Genomic DNA, 12,313 nt, shown 5'->3' with positions numbered 1-12,313 from the left:
GCCTTATCGCCCCGCCTTCGCATCGGCAGGACTTTCGAGTCTCGCTGCTCACGAGATTTGCATTCAAGGTTTCTAACGATGTTCGCAGTTGTGCGCACCGGCGGCAAACAATATCGGGTCGCCACCGATGACAAGATTCTCGTCGAGAAGATCGACGGGGAAGCCGGCACGAGCGTCCAGCTCGAGACGCTGATGTTCGGCGATGCCGGCGCCATCACCACCGGTGGCTCGGTTACCGCCGAGATCGTCGCGCAGACGAAGGGTGACAAGGTCATCATCTTCAAGAAGCGTCGTCGCCACAATTATCGTCGCAAGAACGGTCATCGCCAGCAGCTGACCGTGCTCAAGATCACCAGCGTAGGTTAAGAGACAATGGCACATAAGAAAGCAGGCGGTTCATCGCGCAACGGTCGTGATTCGGCCGGTCGTCGCCTTGGCGTGAAGCGCTTCGGTGGGCAGGAATTGCTCGCCGGCACCATCATCATTCGCCAGCGCGGCACGCGCGTCCATCCGGGCCGTAACGTCGGCCTCGGTGTCGATCATACGCTCTATGCCACGGCGCACGGCGTCGTCGTGTTTCACGAGGGCAAGCTGGGCCGCAAGTACGTCAGCGTCGACCCGAAGCCGGAAGCAATTGCGGCCGAATAGGCCCGACCGGCTGATACCTTTTGGGTTTTGAAGGGGGGAGCCGGGCGACCGGCTCCCCCTTTTTCTTTGGCGCTTTCCCGGCGTCGTCTTAGAATCGATTTCGCGATGCAGTTTCTCGACCAGGCCAAGATTTTCGTTTCGTCGGGTGTCGGCGGTGACGGGGCTGTGTCGTTCCGGCGCGAGAAGTTCGTCGAATACGGCGGCCCCGATGGCGGCGACGGCGGGCGCGGCGGCGATATCATCTTCGAATGCGTCGGCGGGCTGAATACGCTGATCGATTTTCGCTACACCCAGCATTTCCGCGCCGGTCGCGGCGGGCATGGCATGGGCCGCAACCGCACCGGGCCGGGCGCCGACAACAAGACCATCAAGGTGCCGGTGGGCACGCAGGTGCTCGCGGACGACGACGAGCGCACGCTGATCGCCGATCTGACCCGGCCGGGGCAGCGCGTCGTGCTGCTGCGCGGCGGCGATGGCGGCAAGGGCAACTCGCACTACAAAAGCAGCACGAATCGGGCGCCGCGGCAGTTCCAGCCGGGATTTCCGGGCGGCGAGATGTGGGTATGGCTGCGGTTGAAGCTGATCGCCGATGCGGGTTTGCTCGGCGCGCCGAATGCCGGCAAGTCGACCTTCATCAATGCGGTTTCGAATGCGGCGGCAAAGGTTGGCGCCTATCCGTTCACGACATTGAAGCCGCAGCTTGGGGTCGTCGGCCACAAGGGCAAGGAACTGGTGATGGCCGATATTCCCGGGCTTATCGCCGGGGCGGCCGAGGGTGTCGGCATCGGTGATCGCTTCCTCGGCCATGTCGAGCGTTGCCGGGTGCTGCTGCACCTCGTGGATGCGAGTGCGGCGGCGCCGGTCAAGGCGTGGCGGACGGTGCGCGACGAGCTCGAGGCCTATGGCGGCGGGTTGGTCGACAAGCCCGAGATCCTGGCACTGTCGAAAGCCGACCTGGTGACGCCATCGGCGTTGGCGGCGAAGCAGCGCGCATTGGAGAAAGCCAGCGGCGTGCGGGTTTATGTGATGTCGGCGGCGACGCGGCAGGGGGTCGATGTGGTGCTCGATGCACTCATCGAGCTCGCCGGGCACGAAGCCGGCGAGGCGACCGCGGATGTGCAGACGTGGAACCCGCTGTAGCCGAGGCTTTGGTCGGCGAAGCAGCGGCGCGGTTCAGGCCGGGTCGCTGTTTGCGACTCGTGGTCAAGATCGGCTCGTCGTTGCTGGTCGATGGCGCCGGCGCGGTAAGGCGGGAGTGGCTGGCGAGCGTTGTCGGCGATATCGCGGCACGGCGGGCGGCGGGGCAGGAAATCATCGTCGTTTCGTCGGGCGCCATTGCATTGGGCGCGCGGCGGTTGAAGCTCGAACGCGGCGGGCGGGCGAGCCTGGAGGATGCGCAGGCGGCGGCGGCTGTCGGGCAAGTGGCTTTGAGCGCGGTCTGGGAGGCGTTGCTGGCGGGTGCCGGGATGACGATGGCGCAGGTGTTGCTGACATTGGGCGATCTCGAGGACCGGCGGCGATATCTGAACGTGTCGGCGACGATCGACCGGTTGCTGGCGCTCGGCGCGGTGCCGGTACTCAACGAGAATGATACCGTGGCGACGACCGAGATTCGGTTCGGCGACAATGACCGGCTGGCGGCGCGCGCGGCGCAGGCGGCGGGCGCGCGCGGGGTCGTGCTGCTGAGCGATGTCGATGGGCTTTATACGGCGAACCCGGCACGGGATCCGGACGCGCGACTGGTGACGGTGGTGGAGGCCGTGACGCCGGCGATCGAGGCGATGGCCGATGCGGGAAGTGGATCGGGGCTGGGCACCGGCGGCATGGCGGCGAAGCTAGCGGCAGCGAAGATTGCCGGGGCGGCGGGAATTCACCTGGCGATCGCCGATGGCCGGGTGATGGCGCCGCTGACGCGCTTTGCCGAGACCGGGCGCGGGACGGTTTTCGTGGCGGGCGAGGGTGCCGGCCGACGCAAGGCTTGGCTGGCGGGGCGGTTGACGGTGGTAGGCACGCTGACGGTCGATGCGGGTGCCGAGGCAGCTTTGCGGCGGGGCAAGAGCTTGCTCGCAGCGGGTGTGGTTGGCGTTGTGGGGAATTTTGCGCGGGGTGATGTTGTTGCGGTGGCGGGGCCGGATGGGGTGATTGCGCGCGGTCTGGCGGGGTATGATGCCGGGGACGCGGGGTTGATCTGCGGGTTGCGCAACGAGGCGCAGGCGGCGGTGCTGGGTTATGCGCCGCGCGCGGCGATGGTGCATTGCGATCATCTGGTGATGCTGTGAGCGCAGCCGAGACCATCGGCGAGATGGCGCGGGCGGCGCGGGGGGCGGTTGCCGGACTGGCGGGCGCCGGGACTGCGGCGAAGCGGGCGGCGATTCGTGCGGCGGCTGGGGCGATTCGCGTGCGGGCCGAGGATTTGCTGGCGGCCAGTGCGGTGGATGTGGCGGCGGCGCGCGCTGGCGGGACTTCGGAGTCGTTGATTGACCGGCTGATGCTTGATACGGCGCGGATCGAGGGCATTGCTTCGGGGCTGGAGACGGTTGCGGGGCTGGATGATCCGGTTGGCGAGGTCATCAAGGCCTGGGAGCAGCCGAACGGATTGCGGTTCGAGCGGGTGCGGGTGGCCCTGGGGGTCATCGGGATTATTTACGAGAGCCGGCCGGGGGTTACGGCGGATGCGGCGGCGCTGTGCCTGATGGCAGGCAACGCGTGTTTGATGCGCGGCGGGTCGGAGGCGGCGCGGTCGAACCGGGTGCTGCTCGACTGCGTGGCGGCGGGACTGGCGGCGGCGGGGTTGCCGGCGGCGGCAGTGCAGATGGTGCCGGCGGGGGACCGGGCGCTGGTTGGGGCGATGCTGGCGGCACATGGGTTGATCGACGTGATCATTCCGCGCGGCGGCAAGGGGTTGGTGGCGCGGGTCCAGGCCGAGGCCAAGGTGCCGGTGTTGGCGCATCTCGATGGCATCAATCATGTTTATGTCGATGCGTCGGCGGACCTGGCGACGGCGGCGGCTGTGGTGGTCAATTCCAAGCTGCGGCGGACGGGGGTTTGCGGGGCGATGGAGACGGTTTTGATCGACCGCGCGGCTTCGGCGGACCTGGCGCGGGGCGTGGTGGCGGCGTTGCTGGACGGCGGGTGTGCGGTGCACGGCGATGCCGGGGTGATGGAGCTCGATACGCGGGTGACGGCGGCGGCGGATGCGGATTGGGATACCGAATGGCTCGATGCGGTGGCTTCGGCGGCGCTGGTCGATGGCGTGGCCGGGGCGATCGCGCATATCGGGCGGCATGGGTCGGCGCATACCGATGCGATCGTGGCGGGCGATGCGGCGGTCGCGGCGCGGTTTCTGGGCGAGGTCGATTCGGCGATCGTGCTGTGGAACGCGTCGACGCAGTTTGCCGATGGGGCGGAGTTCGGGTTCGGGGCGGAGATCGGGATTGCGACAGGCCGTCTTCACGCCAGGGGCCCGGTCGCGCTCGAGGGGCTGACGACGTACAAGACGCGGGTTTACGGTGCGGGGCAGGTTCGGGCGTGATTTGATGGCGGCGTTGGGATGGGGTATTGGTTGTGGATGAGCACCCGCCCTGCCCCTGACACCGAGCTGGATTCCGAGGTTTTCGGCGTGCCGGTTGACTGGGCGACACTGTCCTCGGAGGAGCAGGCCTTCCTGCAGGAGGGCATCGACGACCTCGATCGCGGGGCGTTTGTCAGCCACGCGGAAATGAAGCTCGAGTTCAAGCGGATGCGCGAAAAATACGCCCGGAAGTGACGTTGCATCAGTGACATTGCTTCGATGGGCGCCACGATCGCTGCGCGATATTCGCAGGATCGAGATATATCTCGATTCGGTTGAACCGGTCCTGGCTGGGCGGATCATCGCGGAAATCGAACGAAGGACTGACCAACTGGTCGCGTTTCCGTTGTCGGGTCCGGCGATCGGGGAGGGACGCTATCGTAAACTGACGATCACGCGGTTCAACTACATCATTGTCTATCGCGTCGTCGGCGAATGGGTCGAAGTTGTTCGCGTGCGGCATGCTCATGTAGACTGGTTGTCGCGGTGAAGCGCGTCGGTATCCTTGGTGGATCGTTCAACCCGGCGCATGCGGCGCATCGGCATATCAGTGTCGAGGCGATGCGGCGGTTGGGGCTGGATGAAGTCTGGTGGCTGGTCAGTCCGCAGAACCCGCTGAAATCGCCGGCGGGGATGGCAAGCCTGGCGGCGCGACTGGGGTCGGCGCGGGCGGCGGCGCGGCATCCGCGCATCAAGCCGTTGGCGATCGAATCGGAAATGCGGACACGCTTTGCTGTCGATACAGTGGCGGCGTTGCAGCGGCGTTTCCCCGAAATCGCGTTCATCTGGTTGATGGGGGCCGATATAGTGCCCCAATTGCATCGCTGGCACCGGTGGCGCGATTTCATGCGCTTGCTGCCGATTGCCGTTTTGGCACGTCCGCGCTATATGGGAGGGGCTTTGATCTCGCCTGCAATGGTTTGGGCAAGGCGATGGCGGCAGCCGATCGGGTCTGCCCGCCGCTGGACGGCTTGGAAACTGCCGGCGATCATTGTCCTCGATATTCGCCAGACGGCGCTTTCGGCGACGGCGATCAGGGCCGCCGATCCGGATTGGGCATCACGATATGACGATGGGACTATAGCTTGACGACGACGGAAAAACTGGCGGCCGTGGACGCCCACATCGAGGCGCTGCATGCCATGGTGATGAAAACCCTGGACGACGACCAGGCGGTGGAGGTGGTTTCCATCCCGCTTGCGGGCAAGACCAGCATTGCCGATTACATGGTGATCGCCAGCGGCAAGTCGGGCCGGCAAGTGGCTTCGATGGCGTACAAGATCGCCGAGAAGTGCAAGAACGAGTTCGGTCGTCCGGCGCGGATCCAGGGCCTGCCGACCGCCGACTGGGTGCTGATCGATGCGGGCGATGTCATCGTCCATATCTTCAAGCCCGACGTGCGGCAGTTCTATAACCTCGAACGCATGTGGGCGTTCGACACGTCGCCAGATGCCGAGCCCAATCCCGGCGAGCCGCGGATGGGCGTGCTGCGGGTCGAGCCGCGCAATGGCGGCCTTGGTTAAACGCCGGAACTGGCGCTGAAGCTTGGTATCATCGCGCGCGGCCGGATCGGCGCATCGCCCGAGGCCGAGCTTGTCGATCGTTATGCCAAGCGCCTGCGCGGTGAGCTGACGGTCACCGAGATCGGCGACACCGCGCCATGGCCGGCGTTCGAGGGTGGCCGAACCGTTGCTCTCGACGAGACCGGGCGCGACCTGGGATCGGCGGCGCTGGCGGCGCAGCTCGGGCGCTGGCGCGACGATGGCGTGCGCGAGGTGCGGTTCCTGATCGGCGCGGCCGATGGCCATGATGCGGCGACGCGGGCCGGGGCAGATTTGCTGTTGAGTTTCGGCAAGGCGACCTGGCCGCATATGCTGGTTCGCGCGATGCTGGCCGAGCAGCTTTATCGCGCGGCGACGATCATGGCGGGGCATCCGTACCACCGCGCCTGAATCACCGCACCTCAATCACCGCATCCGTACCACCGCAGCTGAGCGCTACCAGAAGCGTCTGGCGTCGATCAGTCCGGCGTGCGCGGCGGCGGCATCGCGAATCATGGCGCCGCGATCGGCGGGAGGGGCCTCGGCCGGGGCAATGCCGAGGCTGGCGAGGACTTGCGGCGCGGTGGCGAGGTCGTTGAGATCGCCGAGGCGGGACTGGAGTTTTTCAAGCTTGTCCTGGAAGTTACGACGGCGCTTGCCGGCCTTGCCGCCAGAGTAGAGCGCGCTGAAGAATTCGGAGGCGTAGCGCAGTTTCTTGGCCGTGATGCGGGCTTCGTGGCGGGTTTCGTCGTCGGCATCGGTCATCCCGTCGCCGCGTCGCTTTAGCTGCTTTCGCAGATTCTGCAGGCGGTCGGCGGCGAAGGGCAACAAAGGTTGGTCGCGGCTATCGACGTTGGCAGGATTGACCAGCCAGTCACCGAGCGTCAGCCATTCGGCAAAATCGAGCATCAGGCTGTGCGTTGCCGGTGATTCGAGGGCTGTGCGGACGGCGGCATAGGCGTCGGCGTGCGGCGCTTGCAGGCGTTCGCGAAGTGCGGGGTCGGTGGTTCGGTCAAGCAGGACGTCGAGATTGCGGGCTTCGCCTAAGACGGCCGCCAGATCGCGCAGGGCAGCGCGAAAGCGTTCGAATTGGTCGTCGGCAATGACCGACCGGAACAGCGAAAGCGCCGAGCGCAGGCGGCGGAGGGCGACGCGTGCCTGGTGAAGTGCGCCGGAAGCCGCGCGCGCGTCGGCGGCTTCGAGCAGGATGGTTTCATTGAGGCGGAAATGCTTGAGGCACGACCAGGCGATAGTCCGGAAGGCGGGCGCGGTTGTCATTGCGGGCTGCAGCGCGATCGGTTCGGCCCGGGCTGATTTTTCGGCATCCGCCTCGAGCAGGCGATAGCCGCGTTCGGATTTGGTCAAGACCCCCAGGCGGACCGGCGCGGCGGCATTGCAGCGCCGGGCAAGGTCGAACAGCGCCGCGGCGGGACCGCGTATCAGTTCGAGTTCAAGTTCGGCGAGGTCCGCAATGATGCCGGAATTCGAAGCTTCGCCGCCGACAGCATTGCGGACCTCGCCGATATCGATCGCCGCCTCGATTTCAGCGCTGTCGGTCTGGACGAGTGATTTCTTGCGCTCGACGTTCGACGCGAAGATCGCTGCGACCGGTACGTCGGCGAGGGCCTTGACCAGCCGCCGTGGGGCGATGTCGAGGACGGGGAAATCGCCTTCGATATCGCGTTCCCATTCGATGCGGTCGAACAGCCCGACGCTTTCGCGCCCGTCCGACTTGACCGTCTGGATGCGGCGTTCGCCGTCGCGCCGAACGCGCAGCGTCAGGTCGGCGCGGCGGATCTCATGCCCCGGCGTGTCGAAATAATCCGAACGCAGGAACGTCGACACCGGCTCGCTGCCGACTTCGGCGAGCGCGGCCTCGAGCCGGGGCAGGTCACAGCGCCGGAATTCGAGTTTGAGTTCGACCTCGCGGGGGAGTGGCATCGCGCACCTCAAAGCTTGGCGACCGAAAGGACCGCCAAGCTAGGCCAACGCACAACCTTTGTCATTCGGTCAGGCGATGTGGATTATCTCGCTGCCGAGTGGCTGCGGGACGGCGTAGGTCAGGTCGACGCCGAGCATGTTTTCCCAGTAATTGTTGCTGGCGAAGCCATAGGCGTCGAGCACATGGACCTGTTGTGTGCCGGCTGCCGACGACAGTGTCAGCACCAGGTCGATCGAGCGGGCGCCGTTGCGGACATCGAAGCCGTTGACGGTGGCTTCGGTGCTGAGGAAGGCGAACTTGACGTCGGTGACAAAGACGCCAGGGCCGAAGAGGACGGTGTCGCCGCTGCCGACACCGAAATCGGTGATGATGTCGATGGCGCCGTTGTCGACAATGTCGAACGAGAAGACATCGGCATCGACGCCGCCCTGGAGGATGTTGGTGCCGCCGCCGCCCGACAGGATATCGTTGCCGCGTGCCGCGATGATGATGTCGTTGCCGGCGCCGCCATCGATGCGGTTGTTGCCGGTATCGCCGTAGAGAAGATCGTCGAACGCCGAGCCGAGCAGGTTTTCAAAGCCCGTCAGCGTGTCGGTACCGGCGCCGCCGGTGGCCTGTGGGCGGGTGTTGGCAAGGGTGACGGTCGCGCCGGCGGTGGCGCTGGCATAGCTTGCGGTGTCGATGCCCTCGCCGCCGTTCAATAGGTCGTTGCCGGCGCCGCCGTCGATGATGTCGTTGCCGCCATTGCCATTGATGACGTCGTTGCCGCCGCGGCCGTTCCAGCGCTCGCCGTCGGCGCCGCCGTAGATGACGTCGTCGCCTTCGCTCTGGGTCTGGACCGAATAGAGGGTGACGGTGTTGCTGATTTCCTGTCCGCTGAGCAGCAGCGCTTGGCCGGTCGGGCTGTTGGCGGCCGAGATAAAGACGCTGGTTTCGGGGCCGAGGTCGGCACCGGTTTGCGGCTTGTAGGTAACGAACACGGCGTTGGCGGGATCGGTGACGTCATAGACCATATAGCCGCCGACGCGCTCGAGGCCGACAAAGGCGTAGGTGCGGCCATTGACGACGCCGATCGTGACGCCTTCGGGCTCGGGCCCCTTGTCGTCGGAGCGGGCGTCGACCGAACTGGCGGCGATGCTTTGGTTGCTGTTGAAGATCGTCGGGTGGTTGGCGGCGATGATCGCTTCGAATTCGCCGCCGGTTTCGCGGACCTTGGTGATGCTGCCGTCGGCTTCCTGCTTGAAGATCGAGATGCCGCGGCCGCCCAGCGTGTGGATGACGTCGAAATCACCGTCGCCGTCGGTGTCGCCCACCGTCGTCAGTACGTTGAGGCGGCCGAGATCGGCATTGGCCTTCATCGCGGCGGCGTTGGGGAACAGGGTGGGGTCGAGGACATAACCGGCCGAGCCCAACCGCACCGAGTCGGTGATGTTGACGCGGGCATCGCCTTCGTTGGCGGTGATGAAGTAGGTCGCGCCGCCGACATCGAAGCTGGCGATGGCATCGGGCTGGAGCAGGCTGTGGACATCGACGTTGCGGATGCTGATGCCGCCGTCCTGGTCGCTGGTGTCGAGGGCGTTGCCGGCGAGGTTGCGATCGATGGTGCCGAGCGGCTGGATCGACAAGGGCTTGTCGGCAGTCGGGTCGGCCAGGTCGATGACGGCGACGCCGTTGACTTCCTGGAGGGTGACATAGGCCCGGGTGCCATCGGCCGAGATGGTGATGTATTCAGGCTCGATATCGCCGGCAGCAGGCTGGCCTGGCGCGATGGCGAGGCCGCGGTCGCGAAGGGCAGCCTCGGCGCCATTGAGCGACGCGAAGCTGATGGTGTTGGTGACGGTGGCCGAGGCGGCGCCGCCCGACAGGTCGATGATGCTGATGGTGCCCTGGGCCGACAATGCCTCGCCTTCGTTGGCGACGAGCAGCTTGGTGCCGTCGGGGGAGAAGGTGACGTCATCGGGCAGCACGCCGACCTGGATGGTCTTGATCAGGCTGTTGTCGGCGGCGTTGAACAGCGCGACGAAACCAGCGAGCGCCGGGTTTATGTTCTCATAGCCGACCGCGATGATGCCGTTCTTGATGTCGACGGCATTGACGCCGCCGGGCAAATACGATGGCAGCGCCGACAGCAGGATCGGGCTTTCGTTGACGAGGGTGCCGGCGGCGGTGACCGAATGGACGTTGATGGCGTTGCCCGGGATGTTGGTCGCATAGACGCGCCCGCCTTCATAGGCAATGCTTTCGGCGCCGGCGACGGTGCCGGCTATCGAGCCCATGCGGACGAGGACGATGTCGTCGCTGGCGGTGGGAGTAACGGCGCTGCCGGCGAGCGACGGGGCAGCGTCGTAAACATTGATGCCGCCGATCGCGAGCGGGAAGTCGTCGTTGACGATGGTGCCGGTTGCCGCCGTATTGGCATTGAGCGCGACCGGGGTGCCGGCGCTGTTGGTGACGCCGTTGAGGGTCAGGCTGAAGCTCTCACTGGCTTCGACGAGCGTATCGCCGGCGACATTGATGGTGATCGTCGCGGAGGTTGCGCCGGCGGCGATGCTGCCGCTGAAGCTGGTCGGCGGGGTGCCGCCGGCATAATCGGCGGTATCCGTCGTGCCGGGGGCGAAGCTGCCGCTGAAATCGACCTGGCCGGTGGTGCCGCCGCTGCGGACGATGGTGAAGGTATAGGCGGTGGTGCCGGCATTGTCCTCGGCGACCGATACACCGGTGTTCTGGAAACCGACCGTCTGGGTTTCGACTGTGCCGATGGTGAAGCCCGACAGGCTGAACGGCAGGTCGGGCCCGATGCCATCGAGCGACTGGTCGCCGGTGCCGTCCTGGGTCAGCCAGTTGGCCGGGTTGTTGATGGCAGCGAGATAGCCTGCAAAGGTCGTGGCACCATCGCGGGCGCCGTTGAACATGGCGACGTCTTCGCCGGGGTTGGTGCCGCCGTTGCCGAGGTCGATCGCGGTCTGGCCGACGACCAGCCCGGTGCCGGCGAGGGTGCCGCCCGAAACCGCAAAGCCGTCATTGGCGACCGCGGCGAGGAAGGTTGTCGGGGCGAAGGCGGCGCCGACATAAGCGTAGACGATCTCGCCGTCGCTGCCGAGGCCGGAGCTGCCGGCAGTGGTGCCGAAGTTGCTGACGGGCGCCGAGCTGAAGCTGTTGATTGTGACGATGGTGCCGGCGGCGATGTCGCTGGTGGCGGTCCAGGTGACCTGGCCTTCGCCGGTATTGAAGGCGCTGCCCAGCCATTCCTGGTCGTTGAAGTAGATGACGGTGCCGGTGGCGATGGTCTTGAGCGCGACAAAGGCCAGGTCGTCGTTGCCATCGGCGTTGAAGCCCACAAAGGCGATGTCGCCGGCGGCGATCCCCGACGGCGCGGCGTCGTCGTTGACGATGGTGGCGGTTGCCGTGGCGGTGCCGGCGGGGATGGTCGCCGTGACGCCGGCGCTGTTGGTGACGCTCGACAAGGTCAGTGCGAAGTTTTCATTGGCTTCGACAAGCGTGTCGCCGGCGACGTTGATGGTGATTGTCGCGGTCGTGGCACCGGCAGCGATCGAGCCGCTGAAGCTGGTCGGCGCGGTGCCGCCGCTGCGCGCAACGGTGAAGGTGTAGGCGGTGGTGCCCGCATTGCCTTCGCTGGCGGAGACAGTGGCGGCCTGGAAACCGACGGTCTGGGTCTCGATCGAGCCGGTGGTGAAGCCGGCCAAGCTGAACGGCAGGTCGGGACCGATGCCGTCCAGCGACTGGTCGCCGGCGCCGTCCTGGGTCAGCCAGTTAGCGGGATTGTTGATGGCGGCGAGATAGCCGGCAAAATTCGTGGCGCCGTTGCGGACGCCGTTGAAGATGGCGACATCTTCGCCGGGATTGGTGCCGCCGTTGCCGAGGTCGATGGCAGTCTGGCCGACGACCAGCCCGGTGCCGGCAAGGGTGCCGCCCGAGACGGTGAAGCCGTCATTGGCGATCGCAGCGAGGAAGGTCGTCGGGGCGAAGGCGGCGCCGACATAGGCGTAAACAATCTCGCCATCGCTGCCGAGGCCCGAGCTGCCGGCGGTGGTGCCGAAGTTGCTGACCGGGACCGAGCCAAAGCTGTTGATGGTGACGATGGTGCCGGCGGGAATGTCGCTGGTGGCGGTCCAGGTGACCTGGCCCTCGCCGGTGTTGAACGCGCTGCCCTGCCACTCCTGGTCGTTGAAATAGATGACCGTGCCGGCGGCGAGGGTCTTGAGCGCGACAAAGGCAAGATCGTCGTTGCGATCGGCGCTGAAGCCGACGAAGGCGATGTCGCCCGCGGCGGGGCCGGGGGCGGCGAAGTTGAGCGCGAGGACCGAGGGATCATGCTCCGAGGCGGTCATCGCGGTCTGGACGAATTCGGAATTCACATGGACGATGTCGAGCGTTGCGACGGCGGTGAGGTTGCCGCTGACATAGACCTGGTCGAGCTCCTGGGCATTGCCTTCGAAGCTGTACGAATAGCGTTCGGTCTCGGCGAGTGTCAGCGACATGGCGGCGAGACCGACGGCGCCGAGCGGCGCGAGCGATTCCTCGTTGGTGAACTCGTTGAGATCGCCGAGCACGACGACATTGGCGTCGCTACCGAGGCTGGCGACATAATCG

Annotated in this window: 12 protein-coding genes; 10 read left to right on the top strand and 2 right to left on the bottom strand. The window is 66.1% G+C overall.

Annotated elements, in window-relative coordinates:
- Nucleotides 1-78 precede the first annotated feature (78 nt).
- The 10 genes from rplU to IEW98_RS12380 all read left to right on the top strand — a co-directional run bounded on the left by rplU (nt 79) and on the right by IEW98_RS12380 (nt 6,171).
- Nucleotides 79-366, top strand: coding sequence for a 50S ribosomal protein L21 (gene rplU, locus IEW98_RS12425; protein ID WP_188763279.1), 288 nt, complete (start codon nt 79-81; stop codon nt 364-366).
- A gap of 6 nt (nt 367-372) precedes the next feature.
- Nucleotides 373-648, top strand: coding sequence for a 50S ribosomal protein L27 (rpmA, locus tag IEW98_RS12420; protein ID WP_188763278.1), 276 nt, complete (start codon nt 373-375; stop codon nt 646-648).
- Nucleotides 649-753: 105 nt separating this feature from the next.
- The gene (gene obgE, locus IEW98_RS12415; RefSeq protein WP_188763277.1) at nt 754-1,788 is read left to right on the top strand and encodes a GTPase ObgE; all 1,035 of its coding nucleotides are present in this window, start codon (nt 754-756) and stop codon (nt 1,786-1,788) included.
- Entirely contained in the window at nt 1,773-2,927 is a 1,155-nt protein-coding gene (gene proB, locus IEW98_RS12410) for a glutamate 5-kinase (RefSeq protein WP_371870776.1), read from the top strand. Before obgE ends, proB begins: the two co-directional genes overlap by 16 nt.
- Complete coding sequence (locus IEW98_RS12405; protein WP_371870775.1) at nt 2,924-4,180, top strand: glutamate-5-semialdehyde dehydrogenase; 1,257 nt, start codon at nt 2,924-2,926, stop codon at nt 4,178-4,180. The genes proB and IEW98_RS12405 overlap by 4 nt, the downstream gene beginning before the upstream one ends.
- Nucleotides 4,181-4,216: 36 nt before the next feature.
- Nucleotides 4,217-4,414, top strand: coding sequence for a hypothetical protein (locus IEW98_RS12400; protein ID WP_188763276.1), 198 nt, complete (start codon nt 4,217-4,219; stop codon nt 4,412-4,414).
- Nucleotides 4,415-4,424: 10 nt separating this feature from the next.
- Nucleotides 4,425-4,709, top strand: coding sequence for a type II toxin-antitoxin system RelE/ParE family toxin (locus IEW98_RS12395; protein WP_188763275.1), 285 nt, complete (start codon nt 4,425-4,427; stop codon nt 4,707-4,709).
- Entirely contained in the window at nt 4,706-5,308 is a 603-nt protein-coding gene (locus IEW98_RS12390) for a nicotinate-nucleotide adenylyltransferase (RefSeq protein ID WP_243450746.1), read from the top strand. Before IEW98_RS12395 ends, IEW98_RS12390 begins: the two co-directional genes overlap by 4 nt.
- A gap of 35 nt (nt 5,309-5,343) precedes the next feature.
- Nucleotides 5,344-5,742, top strand: a complete 399-nt coding sequence (gene rsfS, locus IEW98_RS12385) for a ribosome silencing factor (protein ID WP_503826712.1) — start codon at nt 5,344-5,346, stop codon at nt 5,740-5,742.
- A 15-nt stretch (nt 5,743-5,757) separates the two neighbouring features.
- Complete coding sequence (locus IEW98_RS12380) at nt 5,758-6,171, top strand: 23S rRNA (pseudouridine(1915)-N(3))-methyltransferase RlmH (protein WP_188763347.1); 414 nt, start codon at nt 5,758-5,760, stop codon at nt 6,169-6,171.
- A 45-nt stretch (nt 6,172-6,216) separates the two neighbouring features.
- On the opposite strand, the gene IEW98_RS12375 is transcribed toward IEW98_RS12380, so the two are convergent.
- A complete protein-coding gene (locus IEW98_RS12375) occupies nt 6,217-7,701 on the bottom strand; it encodes a CYTH and CHAD domain-containing protein (RefSeq protein ID WP_188763273.1) in 1,485 nt (494 codons plus the stop codon).
- 69 nt (nt 7,702-7,770) lie between these two features.
- Nucleotides 7,771-12,273, bottom strand: coding sequence for a choice-of-anchor I family protein (locus tag IEW98_RS12370; RefSeq protein ID WP_188763272.1), 4,503 nt, complete (start codon nt 12,271-12,273; stop codon nt 7,771-7,773).
- Nucleotides 12,274-12,313 lie beyond the last annotated feature (40 nt).

It is taken from the genome of Sandarakinorhabdus glacialis, from assembly GCF_014643455.1.
In the GTDB taxonomy this organism is placed as follows: Bacteria; Pseudomonadota; Alphaproteobacteria; order Sphingomonadales; family Sphingomonadaceae; genus Sandarakinorhabdus; species Sandarakinorhabdus glacialis.
The sequence above is the reverse complement of the archived record's forward strand: the minus strand, read 5'-3'. Positions and strand labels throughout refer to the sequence as shown.

Bases quoted from the DNA above. Each gene is read 5' to 3' on its own strand.
- IEW98_RS12400 (WP_188763276.1), top strand. From the start codon at position 4,217: ATGAGCACCCGCCCTGCCCCTGACACCGAGCTGGATTCCGAGGTTTTC.
- rpmA (WP_188763278.1), top strand. From the start codon at position 373: ATGGCACATAAGAAAGCAGGCGGTTCATCGCGCAACGGTCGTGATTCG.
- rplU (WP_188763279.1), top strand. From the start codon at position 79: ATGTTCGCAGTTGTGCGCACCGGCGGCAAACAATATCGGGTCGCCACC.
- obgE (WP_188763277.1), top strand. From the start codon at position 754: ATGCAGTTTCTCGACCAGGCCAAGATTTTCGTTTCGTCGGGTGTCGGC.
- IEW98_RS12375 (WP_188763273.1), bottom strand. From the start codon at position 7,701: ATGCCACTCCCCCGCGAGGTCGAACTCAAACTCGAATTCCGGCGCTGT.